The following is a 17,989-nucleotide window of genomic DNA, read 5'->3' on the forward strand; positions in this document are numbered from 1 at the left end:
ATATATCCGCTTCACTCAAATATATCTTCTTCTTTTGAATTTATCTTCTGCTCTGAATTTATCTACTTCTCTGCTTCCTGATCAAATGGGATAATCGTGCAAAGCGTCCGGACAGTGGATGTTGATCCGCCGACCACCCCGCCAACCAACCCACCGGCCTTCCCTGTCAAGCGCTGATTATTAGGTTAGTTAAGCTTAAAAAATGCCCTTTTTTTGCCTGAACCACCTACATCGTCTGAAAAAACTCGTAGATCCGGGTCCAGGTCTGCCGCTCACCCGGAGCGAGCTTCACTTCCACGAACATCTCCGGTGAAACAACGTGCCCCTTGCCCCATACCGCTGCTGCGGCCACGGGGAGCTTGCTGCGCTCGCGAACTCCCAGGCCGCTGGGCCGATGAACCAGTTCCCAGAGCCACGGCTGCTCCGCTCCGTCGACCCCCGGCAGGCGAAAATAAAAATCTTTCTCCGGCTGCCGCTCCCAGGTAACTTCGTTGCCGCTGAACGCAAGCCCGTCCAGCGTACCGGGGTCATCGCTCCGGGGTGAAGGCGCAAACGGAAAGCGCAGCACGTAGTCCGGGCCAATCGGCTCGCCGTCAATCCCGAAGAAATTGTGGCAATACTCATCGGTAAGAACTGGTCGGGTGCCAACGTTATCCAGCTCAACGCTCACGCTCAGACGGTTTTGCTTGATAGCGACGGTTTTTACGAGCTGCACGGCGTAACCGCGGCAGTCTTCAGGCAACACAGTAAACGCAACGCTTTGCGGCCCCTGCTGCTCAGTCATGATGGAAAACGGTTCGGCCTCATAATCGCGGAAAAATTGATAAGGCGCCTCGTCCGGGCGTGTCAGCAACCCGACGCCAAGTTTGGGAAATTTCCCGCCGCTCTCCGCTTCGTCATAGCCAATGGTTTGCGCGATCCCGAATTCGCTGCAAAGCCCTATGCCTCCGGTTCCTTGACCGGGAACCAGGCTTTCCGGAACGCAAAACGTATGGCTCGCGAACCGGACGCCCGTAATAAAGCCGCTCCAGTCGAACCGCGTTCCCCGGTATTCCCCGGGGTCCGCGATATCAACCGCAAGCAGCTCGTTATTCAGTTGATAAGCCATGCGATCATTACCTTTCTTGAGCTGTATAAGTTGAACTGTTGATTGTACGGATCAGGGCAGCCTTGTGAAATGACCCAACCCCCGTATTTCTTTAGTTCAACTTATATTGCGGCCAAGCGTAACGATCAGTTCGTGAACACCGTCGGCGGGCAAAGCTTCGATCAGCGAACGGCCGATCAGACAGCCGGCCCCATCGTTTTGGCAATCTACGCTTTGACCGTTCAGGCTGACGGAATCCACCCGGTACTGGCCGTGTTCGGCCGCCTGCGGATTGCGGTAAACGACGCGCAGCATGCGCCCCGCGAACAAGGTTTCGACCGCCGCTTCGCCGGAACCGTCAAACTGCGCCTGCACGAGCTTCGGCTCCAAACGCAGGTCGCCGAAGCAGCCTTTGACCCCGTAAACCTCGGTAAGCTGCGTCAGCAGCAGCCAACTCGCCGATCCGGTCAAATAGGTGTACATCCCCCGGCCGCGTTCGTTGATATACTCGGGAACCCCCGGATAAATCCGGCTGTTCTCGAAATCGGCGGACAGCCGGTAGATGGAGTCGAGCACCTCGAACCCTTCCTGCACGAACCCGCGTTTATACAGCGCGTTGGCGTACATGACGGTCATGTGGCTGAACATCGCGCCGTTCTCTTTGTGGCCGAAAGCGAAGCCAAAGGCCCGGCCGAGGTTTTGCTGGATTCCGCCGAAGCGGGAATTCAGCCGGTAGCCGATCCGCTCGTCCTTCAAGTAGCGGTTTACCGCTTGCGAGATGTTCTCCGTCTGTTCGTCCGTGGCGACGCCGCCCATAATCGCGAACACCTGCCCGGTTAACGTCATCCGCACGCCGTCCGGATGGTCTCCTTCAACGCGTTCGCCATCGTTGTTGTAATACCCATTGAACCAGGCATAACCTTCCTTGCTTTGGATCCATTCGCTCCCGCGCAGATGCGCTACGGCCCAATCCGCTTTCCGCTTCAAATCCTCGGCCACCTTGCGGATGTCCAGCAACAGCTTTTTGCCGCTTACGCGCGGAGTGACGGCGTCGTAATAGCGGTCAAGCAAGCTCCGTTTTTCCTGAATGCTGTCATAGGAAATCGGCTTCCCGAGCGTATCGAGCAGCAGGGCCATTTCTTCGGCGATGTCCAGCGAATCTTTTCCGGTGCGCTTCTGCAGCTCAAGCAGCAGCTCGGACAGCTCCATCAGGTTGCTGGCGTAAAACGCCGTAAACGCCACGCTTTCGCCGCGGTCCGGGGCCAAATCGAGCCCGTCGTTCCAGTCCGCGCCCTCCAGCTTGATGTTGCCGTGATCGCCGACATTAAAGAACGGAACGATATTTTGCAGCAAAATATGCTCCAAAATCGTGCCCTCATAAATTTGTCCGTCCGCGGTCAGCAGCTTGTTCCCCTGCTCCGGCGTCCAGGAGGCGTCGCGCTCGCGGCACCGCTTGACGAATACGTCGCGGAAATAGCTCTGCGGCTGGAACAACAGGTCCAGGTCCCCGCTTTGATGGAGGTACAGCAGCGTCGTCATCAGCGGCCAGGCGCCATGATCCATCCATACCCGCGGGATGTTGTTGCGGTCGGCGACGAATTCCCCCGGCCCCGCGCCGATAATCGTCGCGTTGCTGCCGTCCATCCGCACGCCGGCGTAGTTGTTGAGCAGCAGATGGCGCACTTCCGCCGGCTCCATTACCATCAGCGCCAGGCAGTCCTGCCACAGGTCGCGCCAGCCTCTGCCCCCGCGTCCGTAATCGTGATACGGCAGGAACGAATTGCCGTAAAGCCGGCGTAAAATCGGCTGCAGCGTCACCCATTTCATCCATAAATCCTGCTCACCGTCCCCGGAGCTGAACCGGACCGTATCCAATTTGTCCCGCCAGTAGGCCCGGTTTTGCTCCAGCAGGGCATCAAACCGGCCGGCCGCCAAATAATCCGCCGCGTACCGCCCGACATCGATCCGGTCCCCCGAAATGACCATGGCCACGACATAGGAGACGGACTTACCCGGCGCTAATTCCACCGGAGCAAAGCGCAGCGCGCCGACGGCTTCGTAGCCTTCCACGGCGGCCCCCGCCTGCGCATCCGGTTCGCGGTTCGCGACGACGGCCTCCGGCCAGTCCAGCGCCCCGCCTTCGCCGATAAAATTCTCCGTCACCGGGAAAAATCCGGCGGGCGCCGTTCCGCCAGCTTCAGCGCCAAACACGCCGTAAGTGACCTTGTTGACGCGGTGGCCCCGCTCGTCAAAGGAAAGCGCCGGCTGCACTTCAATGCCGTACTCCGACGTAAATATCCGATGCAGCAGCGATGTGACGTGGCGGTGATCCCGCAGATCGTCGGCCGAACGCCCGTACAGCGGAATCGCCGCCGTCGGCGTCAGCTTAAGCGGAGCGTTCCCCGTATTGGTCAGGGTCACCCGCATCAGCTCGATTTTATCGTCCGTTACCGGAACAAAGCTGACCGTCCTGGCCTTTAGTCCGGCTTTTTCGTTGTCGCGCGTCACGGCATGCCATAGGAACCCCGCCTCCACCGCGGAGCGCTCTTCTTCGCCCGTAAACCGCGCCGCGTTTTGTCTCGCGGAGTTGCCGCTGACGGACCATGCCCCGTATCCTTCGATAAACACCCAAAAGTTCCGCGATGCCTTGGAATTATGCAAACTTTCCGCCGATACGGGCTCCATCAGAAACGTGTTGTGTCCCGAAGTGATTTCTCCGTGCAAATTCGGGGTCACGGCCGACATCATCCCCGCCTCGTTGACGAGGGGAAAATACAAATAGCTGTTATGTTCTGGCTGCTCCAGTCTGAACTCGCCTTGCTCCCCTTGAAACTTCCAACCTTTTTGTCCCATTTGCGCTTCTTCCTCTCTCTCTTTAGTCCGCATTTAAGATTTCACGGCCCCGGCAAGCGCGCCGTCCACCAGGTATTTTTGAATAAAGGTATAGAGCAAAATGAGCGGAGCCGCCACGATCGTAATCCCGCACGCCAACAGCGGCCAGTTGTTGCCGTATTGGCCCTTGAACTCTTTCAAGCCAAACGTAATCGGATAGTTCACTTTGCTCGGCAAATACATGATCGGACCGACGAAATCATTCCAGATCCCGATTGCCGTAAGGATGACGCCTGTCGCAATAACCGGCTTCATCAGCGGCAAAATCATTTGGAACAGGTACCTTGTATAGCCCGATCCGTCCATGCCCGCGGCTTCGTCCAGCTCGCGGCTGATCGATTTGATGTAGCCGACGAACATCATGAACACGACGCCCGTACCGCTCGTTTTCAAAATGATATAACCCAGCTTCGTATCGTAACCGAAGAAATCCAGGCTTTCTTTAAAAGAAAGCATCAGCTTATATTGGGCGACCATCGGATTCGGGAGAAATTGCGACAGCAGGAAGAACAGGTAGATAAACCCGCTCCATTTGACGTACCCCCGGGCTACCGGAAACGCGCCGAGAATGGATACGATGATCGTGAGCACCGTAGCCTCCCCGGTATAAAGCACGCTGTTCAGAAAATAGCTGGCAAAATTGCCCTCGGTCCAGGCGCTGACATAGTTGCTCCATTGGGCTTCCTTCACCATTCCGATCGGATTCATCAAATATTCGGGATACGATTTCAGCGAAACGTTAAGCACCAAAATTAACGGCACCACGTAAAGGACAAGCAGCACGGCGATGACGGCGTAAGACAGAATCGTAAATGAATTGGATTTTTTCATTTTAATATTCCACCTCTCTCTTACGCGTCTGTCTGACGGCCACGATAACGAACACCAAAATGATCAGGAACTGGACCACGGACAGCGCCGATGGCAAGCCCATTTCCAGACTGCCGCGGAACGTTTCCTTATACACGTCGTAAGCCATCGTTCTGGTGTTGAACTTGCCGTCCGTCGTGGCGAGGATAATATCGAACGTGGACATCGCCCCGATGATCGAAAGCAGCATATTGACCGTAAAAGACGGGGCGATCAGCGGGAACGTAATGTTCTTAAACGATTGCCAGCGGTTCGTACCGTCGATGTACCCCGCTTCGTACAGATCTTTTGGCACGGATTGCAGGCCGGCAAGAAAAATCAGCATTGAATAGCCCATGTACATCCAGATTTGCACGAAAATAATGTAGCCGAACGCATGCGTAAAGCTGGAGAAAAACATGTCTTTATATCCGAACAGCGATTGATACAGCATGTTAACCGGCCCGCTCATCGGGTCGAACATCATGCCCCAAACGAGCGCGACGACAGCCACCCCAAGCACGACCGGAAGAAAAAACACGGCCCGGTAAAAATAATCGCCGCGCAGCCGTTGGTTAATCAGCACAGCCACAAACAACGCCACTCCGTTTTGCACGATGGTGACGATAAACATGAAAATTAACGTGTTTTTGATGGAAACCCAGCGTTCCCCGGAATTTCCGGCAAAAAACAAGTCTTTATAATTATCGAGCCCGACGAAGTTCATGGAGCTGCCAGGGATGTTTTTCACATCCGTAAACGAATAAATCACGGTCAACACCGATGGTCCGAAATAAAAAACGACGTATAACGCCAGCGGAATCAACAGCAGCAGAAAAGGAACGTAACGGGCAAAGCCTTTTCCAAATGGGTACATCTCTCTCACCTCTTCAGATCCAAATCAAATAAAGGATCGGGGCCTGACGAGCAGACCCCGAGGGCAGTACAGTATGGTTGTTTTCTTTCTATAGATTCAGGCAGAAACCTTAGGCTTACTTAGGCGCTGCGGCTTCCCATTCTTTTTGCTGGACGTCGGCCAGTTCCTTCGCGGTTTTAAATGCTCCGCCCGGAGCCAGGTATTCCGTATGCACGCCTTCGGCCGCAAGATGTTCGCCGACGTTTTCGCGGTTGATCATCATAATCTCGTAAGCCAGCTCAAAATCGCCAAGGTATGGAGTCAGCTCCTGGTCGATAAATTCGCTTTCCGTCGAGATGTTGTCCTGCGTCGGAATAAAGCCGGCGGCTTTGACGAATTTGGTGTAATTTTCAGGCTGGGAGAAAAATTCCATCCATTTGAGGGCCCCTTCTTTGTTCGGTCCCTTTTCGGCAACGTACCAGGTTACATCGTACTTCCCTACGAAAGAAGCGTTTTTCGCGGCGTCTTCCGTGGCCGGAAGCGGGAAATATCCATATTTCAAATCGGGATTCGCGGTTGCGATCGTCGGAGCGTCCCAAGATCCGTCCGCCAGCATCGCGGTTTTGCCCGCAGCGAAAATCGACGGTACGGAAGCATAGTCGATGCCCATAAAGCCATCGATCATGTAATTGTCTTGAATCGTTTTCGCTTTTTCCAGCACTTCCACGGCTTCGGCGTCATTAAACGCCGTTTCGCCCTTCCAAACGCCTTCGATCCATTTTTGCTGATCGCCGCCGCCCAAAATTTTCGACTGCAGGGCGAATACCGGCAACTTCAGCGGCCATACGTCTTTACCGGCGACGGCGATCGGCGTGATGCCTTTCGCTTTCAGGTCATCGCAAAGCTTGATGAATTCCGACCAGGTTTTCGGTACGGAAAGGCCGTTTTCTTCAAAGATTTGTTTGTTGTAAAACAGGCCGGACATCGCCACTTTGCCGGTTGGAATCGCATACACCTTGCCGTTGTAAGTTCCGGCTTTTTCAATGTCGTTTGCATTCCAGTTCTTGACGAACGCCTGGTCCGACAGATCGGCGATCAGACCGGAATCGATCCATTGCTGCCAATCCGGCGTTTTCGCTCCGGGCGTCCATTCTTGCGGGGAAAGTCTCATCCCGGACAAGTCGGCCAAAATATCAACATCATTCGCCGTGATTCGCGCTCTTTGCGCCTGCTTGTACTCGTCGTCAGGGCCGGTCGTCGTATATTCAATCTTATATTCCGGATATTTTTCCTCGAACGCCTTATTGATCTCTTCCATCGCTTTGTTAATGTTTTCTTGCTTCCAGTGCAGAATCTTAATGACTTTCTTCTCCCCGGACGCTTTGCCGCCTTCGCCTCCGTTTGCCGGAGCCGTGCTGCCGCCATTGCCTCCTCCGCCGCAAGCAGCCAGACTAAGCGTCAGCGCACCGGCCAGGATCAAGGCTGAAATTCTCTTTACCATGCTGTTACCCCCTATTAAGGTAATGATTTTGGACTATCGATTCGGTTTACCTTCCCGATTTACGCTGTGCACTGAAGTTTTTCATAATTTTCGTAAAACCAGGCCATTTTAGAGAATTTCGGGATGAATTTACCGAAAGCGGTTTCGTCAAAACACATTATTGCATCAAAAATTTGCTTTGTAAAGGTTTTTTTCGCGATTCGCAAAAACCTCGTTCCGACGCGGATCAGACGCTGTATTTATCGTCGAATAGTCCATTTCCGGCCTTAGTATGCTTCGTTTTTCCCATTTATTTCGAGTTGTCTTGACTCCGTTTCGCAATTCCTTTAAACTAATCACGAAACCAGTTTCGTAAATGTTTCGCCATCGATTTCTTTAATAGTCTTGAGTATCTCATTAAGATATACTAATTCCAAAATGTTCTTTTATTGTAGGGAGGGCTGCTTTTTGGCGGTCAATATTAAAACAATCGCGGAAATGGCCGGAGTATCGGTATCGACCGTTTCCAAAATTATTAATAACTATAGCGACATCTCCGAGGAGACAAGAACGAAAGTTCTCGAAATTATGAAGCAGACGGGGTATATACCTTCGAATTCAGCGAAAACGCTGGCTACAAAGAAGTCGAACCTGATCGGCGTTATTTTCGCGGGCAAACTCAATATCGATTTTACCCACCCCTTCTTTATTGAAGTGCTGAACGCGTTCAAGAAGCAGATGGGTTTTCTGGGCTATGACCTTCTGTTTTTCTCCAACGAGAAATTCCACTCCGTCGACGGCGATTATTTGGCGCGCTGCCGGCATTTCCAAGTGGACGGATGCATCATCGTCACCGGTCAGGAGGTCGAGCCGTCCATCAACGAGCTGGATCACAGCGAAATCCCCTGCATCGGCGTCGATATTCAACTAAACGGCAAAAGCTCAGGGTACATCATGTCCGATAACTACAAAATGTCCTATAAAGTAGTGGAGCATTTTTATTTGCTCGGATACAGAGATCTCGGATATATCGGCAGCACGCTGGAATCGGACATTTCCAATATGCGCGAACAAGGGTATAAGGACGCGATTGAAAGCTTCGGCCTCCCTGTCATGGAGCAATGGTTTGTCAACGGGGACAATTTCTTCGAGTCCAGCGGCTATGAAGCCATGACCCGGATAATCCAATCCGGGTCCTTGCCGCGGGCCGTTTTTGCGGCCTCGGACCTGCTGGCGATCGGGGCGATGCGCGCTTTGAAGGAACATGGGTTTCACGTCCCCCAGGACATCGCCATCATCGGCTGCGACGACATCGAAGCGTGCAAATACACGACGCCAACCCTGTCGACCATCCGGCAAAACAAAGACAAAATCGGCAGGCTGGCCGCTTCGCTGCTCTACGACCTGATCAACAGTCAATCCGAGACGAGCAATGTTGTCGTGGAGCCCGAGCTCGTGATTCGCGAGTCCTGCGGAGGCAAACCCGCCGTGCTTTAAGGCGAACAGGTTGGAATCTCAACTTTCGCAGAGCAAAAATCAGCTTGAGTCCCTGAGCTGAAGGTGTTCAAAGAATTAAGAGTGGCAAGAAACACGAAAGGGCGTTGAACGCTTCAGGATAGGGAGGTGGGGGAGGTGGAGGACGGAGATCAACACTCCCTATCCGGAGACTTTGGACGATTATCCCGTTTGATCAGGTAGCTAGAGAGAAAGGCAAGCTCGGAAAATATTTGGTGAAGAAGCAGATAGGTTCGAGATAATTTAGACGGGCTTAAGAGAAGGAAACATATCATATTTAGGTGAGGTGAAGCAGACCGGATAGGAGATCAAGACAGGAAATCAAGGACCATTAAGTTGATCTGCATCAAACTCCCCCTACCGTTTCCAGCGTCTCGATCAGGCTGCAGCAGCCGCAAGGGGCTGGTTCGGTTGGCGTGCGATCAGCCGGCGGTAAGGGATCGCGGGAATCGCCACACACATGCGCAGCAACTTCTGCCGCATCGTTTCTTCCGCTCCGGGCAGTCCTCCTTGCAGGCGCAGCCGGCGGTGTACGGTGTACTCGTTCAGGTACGCCTGCAGATGCTTCAGTCCCAAGGCTCCATACGTACTCTTCAGCGATTCCCATGCCTCTCTCACCACTCTCCGCAAGGGCGCATACAGCCGAAAGGCCTGAGGAAACAACTGTACCGCCGATGTATGGACATCCACATGCCCGCTAATAAAAGCGGTTAGATCGTGACGGTTTGTCATTTTCCCGTCCCCCCGCTTATGCGGCACCAGGCGGATTTTGACCTGCTCCGGCTCGCCCGACTCCGTTACCGTGCAGCCGGCTACGACCGCCGAGGCGTACGGATGCGAAAGCTGACACCGGGACGGATTACGTCCATACTGATCGCTGTTCACCTTCACCTCTCCGGAGAGCAGTTCCCGGGCATCGAACTCCCCCACGGCATGACGTATTTTGTGCAGCATCGACCAGGCGGTCTTGTAGGTGACCCGGATCACCTGGCGCAGCCGCAACGCTGAGATGCCGCCCTCAAGCAAGAACAAATCCAGGGCCTCGAACCACTTGAGCAAGGGCACCTTGGCTCCTTCAAAAATCGTGCCGACCAAAGGCGATGTTTGATGCTTGCATTTTCCGCACTCGAACAAAGGGATATGCCGGGAGGTCAGACGGCTGCACCGGGTGTGAGCGCAGCGCGGGCAGACGAAGCCGTTTGGCCACTTCATCGCGATCAGCGCCTCCAGGCAGGCCTGCTCGCTGTTAAACCGGCTGCTGAATGGCTGAAGTTCTGTTCCCGCATTGACCTCCATGTTCACTCGCCCCCGAATCAAGGATATACGAACATAAGTTCCATTTATTTCATTATACCAAACACGCGTTCCCTTATCAAGCCGAAAATCTCACCTGAACCACCTCATTTTTTCCTTATCTTTTTTTGTTTTTTCTTCTCTTTTTTTGGAACCCTTGACTTGCTTTAGCCCCCCCTGCTCCCTGGACGAAAGGGATAATCGTGCAAAGGCAGGTTGCAGGCAGGAACACCAAAGACACGAACCCTTTAGACAGGCCCCCTCACCTGGCGTCGATTTGTGACACAGCTCGAAACGGCCACGGTGCAAAAGGTAGATATACTAACCCCACCGGATCGTGACGTCTCTACATCGTTGACGCTTCCATAGTTGCTCGACTTGATCACCGAAGCAGCCCAAAATACCGGGAAGACATTGTCCGCCTTAGATTCAGCGTCAACTCCGGCAATGGATTGCTGCTTTACCCCAGCTACATCAAAGCTTGTCTACGCCGATTTTTTGCTGCGAAAGTTGAGTAATAAATTTTATAAATATTTAAAAGGCCATCCGGCGAAGGTGATTGATAACCTTCAAGGGATAGCCTTTGGATTATTTTCTATTTATATAGTAGCAATACTTCTTACAGATCGTAATAAAGTCCAAATTCGTAAGGATGTACTCTTACGGCTACCGCTCTCGCTTCAGCGCGTTTCAATTCGATGAAGTTCTCGATGAAGGCTTTCGTGAATACGCCGCCTGCCGTCAGGAACTCGTTATCGGCTGCCAGTGCGTCCAGCGCTTCGTCCAGGGAGCCCGGTACGCTGCGGATGCCGGCTTTTTCTTCGTCGGACAATTCATAGATGTTTTTGTCGAACGGTCCGTAGCCCAGTTTCACCGGATCGATTTTGTTCTTGATGCCGTCCAGACCGGCCATCAGCATCGCGGAGAAGGCCAGGTACGGGTTGGCCGTGGAGTCCGGCGTACGGAACTCGATCCGGCATCCTTTCGGCGTTACGGCCGCTACCGGAATACGCACGGCCGCCGAACGGTTGCCCTTGGAGAATACGAGGTTCACCGGCGCTTCAAAGCCAGGCACCAGACGTTTAAACGAGTTCGTGCTCGGGTTCGTGAACGCGATGATCGCAGGAGCGTGGTACAAGATGCCGCCGATGTAGTGCAGCGCCGTTTCGCTCAGGTTCGCGTACGCCCCTTTATCGTAGAACAGCGGAGTGTCGCCGTTGAAGATCGATTGGTGCACGTGCATGCCGCTTCCGTTGTCGCCGAACAGCGGTTTCGGCATGAACGTCGCGGTTTTGCCGAATTGAGCGGCCGTGTTGTGCACGATGTACTTATAAACCATCAGGTTGTCGGCCGTTTTCAGCAGCGTGTCGAAACGGAAGTTGATTTCCGCTTGGCCGGAAGTGGCCACTTCATGGTGGTGGCGTTCTACGCGGAGGCCGGCTTCCTCAAGCAGGCGGCACATTTCACTGCGGATGTCCTGCTGCTTGTCGGTCGGAGCCACCGGCACGTAGCCGCCTTTGACAGGCACTTTGTAGCCGAGGTTTCCGCCCTCTTCGGCGCGTCCCGTATTCCAGATCGCTTCCTCGGAATCTACCGAGTAGAACGTTTTATTCATACCGCTCTCGAAGCGGACATCGTCAAAAATGAAAAACTCGGATTCCGGCGCAAAGAAGGCTGCGGTTCCGACGCCGCTTTGCTTCAGGTATTCCTCGGCCCGTACGGCCACACTGCGCGGATCTCGTTCGTAACGCTCGCCGTCCGGCGTATAGATATCGCAAAACACGTTCAACGTCGGATGCGCTGTAAACGGATCTACGAATACGGAGCCGTGGTCCGGCATCATAACCATATCGGATTCTTCGATACCGCGGAAGCCGGGGATCGAAGATCCGTCGAAAGCAACGCCGTTTTTGAAAGTATCTTCATCCACTTCTTTGGCAGGAAGTGTGATATGATGCGCGCGTCCCGACAAATCAACAAAACGAAAGTCTACCCATTCGATTTGCTTTTCTTTGATTGTTTTTAAAACGAACTCTGCTGACATTACGCTTTCCTCCCCAAATCACGAACATTAAATCTCGTTAATGCGATTAACGTTCATCCTTTTGTTTTATTCTGTGGTTCATTATAGGTCTATTGGGGCCGCTCGTCAATACTTATGTAAGGTATTTTTATATCTCATGTAAGGTATTATTACAACAAGTACAAATTATCCGACAAAAAGTATAAAAACCCCTTCGCTGGCGTGGCGAAAGGGCTGCCCATTATTGGCAAATACTCCAAAACATTTGTAACTTACAGCTGAAGCGCAGCCTTCGGGGTATCAAACCGTTTGCCGACAAGCGGAGCCAGCTTCTCCAAATCTTGCAGCAGGGCCGCAAACTGGTCGGGGAACAACGACTGAACGCCGTCGCCCGTCATCGAATTGTCGGGATCGGTGTGCATCTCGATAATCAGGCCGTCCGCTCCGGCCGCCACGGAAGCTTTGGTCATCGGCTCGACCAGCTCGCGCCGCCCCGTCCCATGGCTCGGATCGGAGATAACCGGCAGGTGGCTAAGGCTTTGCAGCACCGGAATCGCCGACAAATCGAGCGTATTGCGCGTATACGTTTCAAATGTACGGATGCCGCGCTCGCACAACATAACGTTCGGGTTGCCGCCGGCAAGGATGTACTCGGCCGCGTTCAGGAACTCGTCATAGGTCGCGCTGAACCCGCGCTTCAGCAGCACCGGCTTGTTGCATGTGCCGAGCTTGCGCAGCAGGTCAAAGTTTTGCATATTGCGCGTCCCCACCTGCAAAATATCGGCGTATTCCGCGCAGACGTCGACGTATTCCGGCGTCATGACCTCCGTGATCGTCAGCAGGCCGTGTTTTTTGCCCGCCTCGGCCATCATGACGAGGCCTTCCACGCCGATGCCCTGGAAGCTGTACGGGCCCGTACGCGGCTTAAATGCGCCCCCGCGCAGCACCTGGCCGCCGGCCGCTTTGACGAGCCGGGCGATTTCGTCGATCTGCTCGGGAGATTCCACCGCGCAAGGACCGCCCATCACGACCAGCTCCCCACCGCCGATGGTTACGTCGCCGATGCGGATGACCGTGTTTTCCGGATGGAAATCGCGGCTCGCCAATTTGTATGATTTTGAAATTTTAATGACATTTTCAACATCCTTCATCTGACGGAGATGCTCGGCCAGCTTCGGTTCAATCGTCCCGATCAGGCCGATCACCGTATGGTCCTTTCCGCGCGATACATGGGCCTGCAGCCCTTCCTTTTCAATCACGGCGACAATTTCCTGGATACGCTCTTCCGGCGTCTGTTTCGAGGTAATTACGATCATCTTCATACATCCTTTCATGATTAAGGGGGTAGTACAAAAAGTCATCTTTTGATCACGCCCTATAATGGCAGGGGCCTGGCGTGAGTACGACAATGATAATTAAGAAGAATAAATTTGCTCTTTCGCTTAAACGCTTGTTCGCTTTTAAGCTTTTATCCATTAAAGCAACTATAGCCGATTATCTCCCATCCGTCAAGCCTAAAGGTAACTTATAGATTTATTCGCGAAATGCAAAAGTACAGCGTATTTCCGACTCTCCTGCCGAATAATCCCAAAACAGATGTACTTTCGGGTTTTGCATTTCAATCGCTCTACCGTCCATATTCCTATTATATTAAACCAAACCTTGGCGTAAAAAAATAGAAGGCGCGGAGATTCTCTCTCCAGCCTTCTATCATACACCGCTAGATTAACTTATCTGCCCACAAATTCCTGTGCCCAGTAGCCGTTGTAGTATCCGACCCCGATCAGGTTGTAGTTGGCGTTCAAAATGTTGGCGCGGTGGCCTTCGCTGTTCATCCAGGCGTTGACGACCTCTTGCGGCGTTTTTTGCCCCATAGCGATGTTCTCGCCGGCATAGCTGTACTTGATGCCAAACTTCGTCATCATGTCAAATGGCGAGCCGTAAGTTGGCGAGGTGTGGCTGAAGTAGTTGTTTTGGCTCATATCCTTCGCCTTGGCCAAAGCCATGTTGTTCAGCGCGGAGTCGCCGGTGAGCGCCTTAAGGCCCTGTTTCGCCCGCTCCTGGTTTACCAATTTGATAACCTGGGTAGCAAACTGCGATTTGTCCGCCGTCGTTCCTGCGCCCTGCTGAGCCGAAGAACCGGAGTTACCGGTAGTTCCTTTTTGACCGGTTCCGCTTTGTGTATTTCCGGATTGCTTATTTCCGGATTGCGTATTGCCCTGGGGAGTTCCGGTTTGCGTTTTTCCTGCGTTCGATCCGCTGTTTGGATAACCTGTTACCGGCTGGGAACCAAAAAATAAATACCAAGGAATCGTATAATAGCTTGTCCAAGAATTATCAGAGGAATTATCCACATTCACTGTATAAGTTTTATAAGTCGTATTAGTCCGGTAAGTCGTCGTATCCGATGCCGATGCCGCCGAAGCCGTAGCCGGAACGATCAGAGCTGCGGCTACGAGCGCCGTAATGCCGCCGGATACCAACCGCTTCATTCTATTCGATTTCATGCTGTCATCTCCTTAGTAGTTTTTCGGTTACAATTTTGTAACCAATCTACTAGGAGTATAACATGAGATTTGCGGGGTTGTGACCCCGCAAATGTTGGAAATCGAAACGCTATTCCTCCCTGCTGCGGGCGGCGGCTTTTACCGGAGGCAGCAGCTTTTTCATGTTCACCGTACGGACGATGTCCCAGGTAGCCGGATTTTCCGGATCATATTGCTCCAAATAATGAATGACTTCCTTCGTAATCGGCGTAGGCGTCGAAGCGCCCGCCGTGACCGCTACCTTCCGGACACCTTGCAGCCACTCCCGCTTGATCTCCGTGACATCGGCGATCCGGTACGCCTTCACCCCGGCGATCTCCTCGGACACTTGCGCGAGCCGGTTGGAGTTGTTGCTGCGCGGATCGCCGACGACGATGACCAGGTCCGCCTGCCCCGCCTGTTCGGCGACAGCTTCCTGGCGCACCTGCGTCGCCAGGCAGATCTCGTTGTGCACTTCCGCTCCCGGGAACTTCTCCAGCAGCTTTTTCATGATATGCTTGATATCCCACTGGCTCATCGTCGTCTGATTCGTAATGACGATCTTGTCCGCAGCGACCTGCAAACCTTCGATCTCTTCCTCTTTCTCAATCAGATGGACATGCTCCGGAGCTACGCCGACCGCGCCTTCCGGCTCGGGATGGCCTTTTTTGCCGATGTAGATAACCTCGTATCCGTCCGCCACTTTTTCCTCGATCAGCACATGCGTTTTCGTCACATCCGGACAGGTGGCGTCAACGGTCGTAAGCCCTTTGTCCCGGGCTAATTTCCGGACCTCCGGGGACACCCCGTGGGCGGTAAAAATAACCGTCCCACTCTCCACTTGCTCGAGAATCTCCATCCGATTAGGCCCATCCAGCGTAATAATGCCTTCGTCTTCAAACGACTGCGTGACATGGCTGTTGTGCACAATCATGCCCAATATATAAATCGGCCGCGGCAGATCCAGATTTTTAGCCGCCTGTCTGGCCAGCACCATTGCATCGACAACGCCGTAACAGTAGCCGCGCGGCGAAATTTTGATCACTTCCATGACTTTATCCCTGCTTTCTGGCACCCATATTTCCTGACGGAGGGAAGCAACTCTATTATAGCGTGTTCAAAAGTCCGGTTTTCAGCACCGAAAGACCCTGCTGAATTCAAGATTCGATGCCGAGTTTCTTCTTGATTCACTTCGTGATCAAAAGCGGATTTTCTGAACTACCTCTATTATAGCTTATTCCAGCAGGCCGTTAAAGCTTGCAGGGAGCCAGATGACGAACGTCGTGCCTTGTCCGAGCTTGGTCATGACCTCCACCGAGCCGCCGTGCTCGTCGATGATCCACTTGGCGATGGACAGGCCAAGACCCGTGCCCTGGATCACGCCGCGGGAAGGGTCAGCGCGGTAGAAGCGCTCGAAAATATGCGGGACCTCGCTGCGGTCCATGCCGATTCCCGTATCGGCAATGCGGATGCCGATTTGGTCCCCGGAGCGCAAAGCGTCGATGGTGACGCTGCCCTTTTCGGTATATTTGAAGGCATTTTCAATGAAAATAAACAGCATCTGCTGCAAATAATCTTTGCTTCCCGCCACAACGGCGCCAGCCAGCGCATCCAGATTGCCGGTAATCCATTCGGCCTTGCGCGGCAGAAATTGGGCGCGGCGAACGACCTCCTCCACTACCGGCTGCAGCATGAGCGGTTCCTTGGCCACCGTTTGCCCGGCGTCGGCGCGCGCCAGCGACAGCATATCGTTGACCAGCCGGCTCATCCGTTCCGATTCGGCGGAAATGTCGCTGACCGCCTCCACGGAATAGGAACGTATCCTTTCTTCTTCGGCGGGATCGTGTTTTTCCGCTTCCTGGCTCCACATCTTTTTCAGCAAGTCGACATTGCCGCGAATCGTGGTCAGCGGAGTCCGCAGCTCATGGGAGGCGTCGGAAACGAAGCGCCGCTGCGCCGAATAAGCTTCCTCCAGTTCCTTATAAAATCCCTCGGTACGTTCAAGCATGCGGTTTACGGTGCCGATCAGGCGGCCGATTTCGTCGTTCGGTCCGTCGTAGTCGATCCGTACGCTCAAATCGTTCCCCGTCTGAATCCCGTTTGCGGCTTCGATCACCTTCCCGATCGGCGCCATCGACTTGCGGGCCAGGAACAGTCCTAGCGAACTGGCGATCACAATCGTAAACAGCGAGCCGAATAAGATGACGGTCCGCATCTGCTTCATCAGCCGGTCTTCAGCGTTCGTATCCGCAGCCAGCTGAAGCAGCCCAACGATGGTATGATCGTTAAGCCCAAGCGCTCTTTCGTACAGCATATAGGAGTTTCCGTTTATGGTAATCGGTTGAAATTTACCGTTTTGGATATCTTTCATCTCGGGGATGGGAAAAGAAATCTTTCGTTCTCTCAAGCCGGGAGAGGTGCGGTATGTTCCAATGACATAATTGTTAAGCTGCCAAAATATCCGGGCATCCTCCAGCCGGATGATTTGATCGGGGTCGAGCTGCATATCCCATCCCTGCGTGACCGTAATGTTTTGTGTTTTAAGTATCTGGTCCGCCTGCTCGATGACCCTATTTTTTACTTCCTGATACGTATTATAATAAACCAGCCCGTATATCGAAGCGCTAAACAAAATAAGCGTCACGGCCAATATGCCGGTATACCATGCGGTCAGCCGCAGCCGGATCGACATATTAAGCGTCTCCTCTCAAAATGTAGCCGGCGCCGCGGATCGTTTGGATAAGCCGCTTGCCGCCATGTTCCTCCGTTTTTTGGCGCAGCATGGCGATATATACCTCCAGCACATTGGATTCCCCGCTGTAATCGTATCCCCAGATTTTATCCATAATTAAGTCCCGGGTCAGCAGCCGTTTCGGATTTTGCATGAACAGGTGAAGCAGTTCGAACTCTTTGGCCGTTAACTCCAACCGATTCCCAGCCCGCACCACTTCGCGGGAATCTAGATCCATGACGATATCCTCAAAAATCAGCCGCTGACCGCCAGCCTCCCCGGCGCTTTCCTTGCGCCTAAGCAGCGCCCGCACCCGGGCCAGCAGCTCCTCCAGAGCAAACGGCTTGACCAGGTAATCGTCCGCGCCGATATCGAGCCCCTTCACCCGATTCTCGACCTCATCCTTGGCGGTCAGCATCAGCACGGGGACCGTACTGCCTCCTTCGCGCAGCCTGCGGCATACTTCAAAGCCGTCGACCTTCGGCATCATCACGTCCAGAATGATCAGGTCGGGGTCGGCCGTCATGATCATGGACAGCCCTTCCGCCCCGTTATGCGCCGTATATACGTCATATCCCTCAAACGCCAGGCCGCGCCGCAGCATGGACGTGATTTTTTCGTCATCATCAATAACCAATATTCCCGATCGCACTTATGATCTCTCCTTATCTATACAACTCGCCTTACCTTATTGTACCAAAAGAGACGGCAGGCTTTAAACCTGCCGCCTCGCAAGCG

The 17,989-nt window shown here is 53.5% G+C and carries 13 protein-coding genes and 1 pseudogene; 2 read left to right on the plus strand and 12 right to left on the minus strand.

Features of this window, described 5'->3' with window-relative positions; all coding sequences use genetic code 11:
• Positions 1-226: 226 nt before the first annotated feature.
• From DYE26_RS14135 to DYE26_RS14155, 5 genes are all read right to left on the minus strand, one after another.
• The gene (locus tag DYE26_RS14135; RefSeq protein ID WP_036624857.1) at positions 227-1,108 is read right to left on the minus strand and encodes a hypothetical protein; all 882 of its coding nucleotides are present in this window, start codon (positions 1,106-1,108) and stop codon (positions 227-229) included.
• 96 nt (positions 1,109-1,204) lie between these two features.
• Positions 1,205-3,940, minus strand: coding sequence for a GH36-type glycosyl hydrolase domain-containing protein (locus tag DYE26_RS14140; protein WP_036624858.1), 2,736 nt, complete (start codon positions 3,938-3,940; stop codon positions 1,205-1,207).
• A gap of 33 nt (positions 3,941-3,973) precedes the next feature.
• Entirely contained in the window at positions 3,974-4,810 is an 837-nt protein-coding gene (locus DYE26_RS14145) for a carbohydrate ABC transporter permease (protein WP_036624859.1), read from the minus strand.
• A gap of 1 nt (position 4,811) precedes the next feature.
• Positions 4,812-5,705, minus strand: coding sequence for a carbohydrate ABC transporter permease (locus DYE26_RS14150; protein WP_036624860.1), 894 nt, complete (start codon positions 5,703-5,705; stop codon positions 4,812-4,814).
• 115 nt (positions 5,706-5,820) lie between these two features.
• Complete coding sequence (locus DYE26_RS14155; protein ID WP_036624861.1) at positions 5,821-7,185, minus strand: ABC transporter substrate-binding protein; 1,365 nt, start codon at positions 7,183-7,185, stop codon at positions 5,821-5,823.
• Positions 7,186-7,662: 477 nt separating this feature from the next.
• Between DYE26_RS14155 and DYE26_RS14160 the strand changes: the two genes are divergently transcribed.
• On the plus strand, positions 7,663-8,661 hold the full coding sequence (locus DYE26_RS14160) for a LacI family DNA-binding transcriptional regulator (RefSeq protein ID WP_036628566.1): 999 nt from the start codon (positions 7,663-7,665) through the stop codon (positions 8,659-8,661).
• Positions 8,662-9,057: 396 nt separating this feature from the next.
• Here the strand turns inward: DYE26_RS14160 and DYE26_RS14165 are convergent, their stop codons facing one another.
• Positions 9,058-9,975: a transposase gene (locus tag DYE26_RS14165; protein WP_051985633.1), complete on the minus strand. Its 918-nt coding sequence runs from the start codon at positions 9,973-9,975 to the stop codon at positions 9,058-9,060.
• A 366-nt stretch (positions 9,976-10,341) separates the two neighbouring features.
• Here DYE26_RS14165 and DYE26_RS34870 point away from each other — a divergent pair.
• Positions 10,342-10,486 (plus strand): annotated as a pseudogene (locus DYE26_RS34870) (IS4 family transposase); the annotation flags it as partial.
• Positions 10,487-10,591: 105 nt separating this feature from the next.
• Here the strand turns inward: DYE26_RS34870 and glnA are convergent.
• The 6 genes from glnA to DYE26_RS14195 form a co-directional block, all read right to left on the minus strand.
• The gene (gene glnA, locus DYE26_RS14170; protein WP_036624862.1) at positions 10,592-12,016 is read right to left on the minus strand and encodes a type I glutamate--ammonia ligase; all 1,425 of its coding nucleotides are present in this window, start codon (positions 12,014-12,016) and stop codon (positions 10,592-10,594) included.
• 251 nt (positions 12,017-12,267) lie between these two features.
• A complete protein-coding gene (aroF, locus tag DYE26_RS14175; RefSeq protein ID WP_036624863.1) occupies positions 12,268-13,311 on the minus strand; it encodes a 3-deoxy-7-phosphoheptulonate synthase in 1,044 nt (347 codons plus the stop codon).
• 414 nt (positions 13,312-13,725) lie between these two features.
• A complete protein-coding gene (locus DYE26_RS14180; RefSeq protein ID WP_036624864.1) occupies positions 13,726-14,502 on the minus strand; it encodes a CAP domain-containing protein in 777 nt (258 codons plus the stop codon).
• A gap of 109 nt (positions 14,503-14,611) precedes the next feature.
• Complete coding sequence (locus DYE26_RS14185; RefSeq protein ID WP_036624865.1) at positions 14,612-15,571, minus strand: 4-hydroxy-3-methylbut-2-enyl diphosphate reductase; 960 nt, start codon at positions 15,569-15,571, stop codon at positions 14,612-14,614.
• Positions 15,572-15,754: 183 nt separating this feature from the next.
• The gene (locus DYE26_RS14190) at positions 15,755-17,212 is read right to left on the minus strand and encodes a sensor histidine kinase (protein ID WP_036624866.1); all 1,458 of its coding nucleotides are present in this window, start codon (positions 17,210-17,212) and stop codon (positions 15,755-15,757) included.
• Position 17,213: 1 nt separating this feature from the next.
• The gene (locus DYE26_RS14195) at positions 17,214-17,903 is read right to left on the minus strand and encodes a response regulator transcription factor (protein WP_036624867.1); all 690 of its coding nucleotides are present in this window, start codon (positions 17,901-17,903) and stop codon (positions 17,214-17,216) included.
• Positions 17,904-17,989 lie beyond the last annotated feature (86 nt).

Source organism: Paenibacillus macerans (assembly GCF_900454495.1).
Lineage (GTDB): Bacteria > Bacillota > Bacilli > Paenibacillales > Paenibacillaceae > Fontibacillus > Fontibacillus macerans.

What these genes read in the sequence shown, in the direction of transcription:
- DYE26_RS14135 (WP_036624857.1), bottom strand. Translation starts at nt 1,108, where the DNA reads ATGGCTTATCAACTGAATAACGAGCTGCTTGCGGTTGATATCGCGGAC.
- DYE26_RS14140 (WP_036624858.1), bottom strand. Translation starts at nt 3,940, where the DNA reads ATGGGACAAAAAGGTTGGAAGTTTCAAGGGGAGCAAGGCGAGTTCAGA.
- DYE26_RS14145 (WP_036624859.1), bottom strand. Translation starts at nt 4,810, where the DNA reads ATGAAAAAATCCAATTCATTTACGATTCTGTCTTACGCCGTCATCGCC.
- DYE26_RS14150 (WP_036624860.1), bottom strand. Translation starts at nt 5,705, where the DNA reads ATGTACCCATTTGGAAAAGGCTTTGCCCGTTACGTTCCTTTTCTGCTG.
- DYE26_RS14155 (WP_036624861.1), bottom strand. Translation starts at nt 7,185, where the DNA reads ATGGTAAAGAGAATTTCAGCCTTGATCCTGGCCGGTGCGCTGACGCTT.
- DYE26_RS14160 (WP_036628566.1), top strand. Translation starts at nt 7,663, where the DNA reads ATGGCCGGAGTATCGGTATCGACCGTTTCCAAAATTATTAATAACTAT.
- DYE26_RS14165 (WP_051985633.1), bottom strand. Translation starts at nt 9,975, where the DNA reads ATGGAGGTCAATGCGGGAACAGAACTTCAGCCATTCAGCAGCCGGTTT.
- glnA (WP_036624862.1), bottom strand. Translation starts at nt 12,016, where the DNA reads ATGTCAGCAGAGTTCGTTTTAAAAACAATCAAAGAAAAGCAAATCGAA.
- aroF (WP_036624863.1), bottom strand. Translation starts at nt 13,311, where the DNA reads ATGATCGTAATTACCTCGAAACAGACGCCGGAAGAGCGTATCCAGGAA.
- DYE26_RS14180 (WP_036624864.1), bottom strand. Translation starts at nt 14,502, where the DNA reads ATGAAATCGAATAGAATGAAGCGGTTGGTATCCGGCGGCATTACGGCG.
- DYE26_RS14185 (WP_036624865.1), bottom strand. Translation starts at nt 15,571, where the DNA reads ATGGAAGTGATCAAAATTTCGCCGCGCGGCTACTGTTACGGCGTTGTC.
- DYE26_RS14190 (WP_036624866.1), bottom strand. Translation starts at nt 17,212, where the DNA reads ATGTCGATCCGGCTGCGGCTGACCGCATGGTATACCGGCATATTGGCC.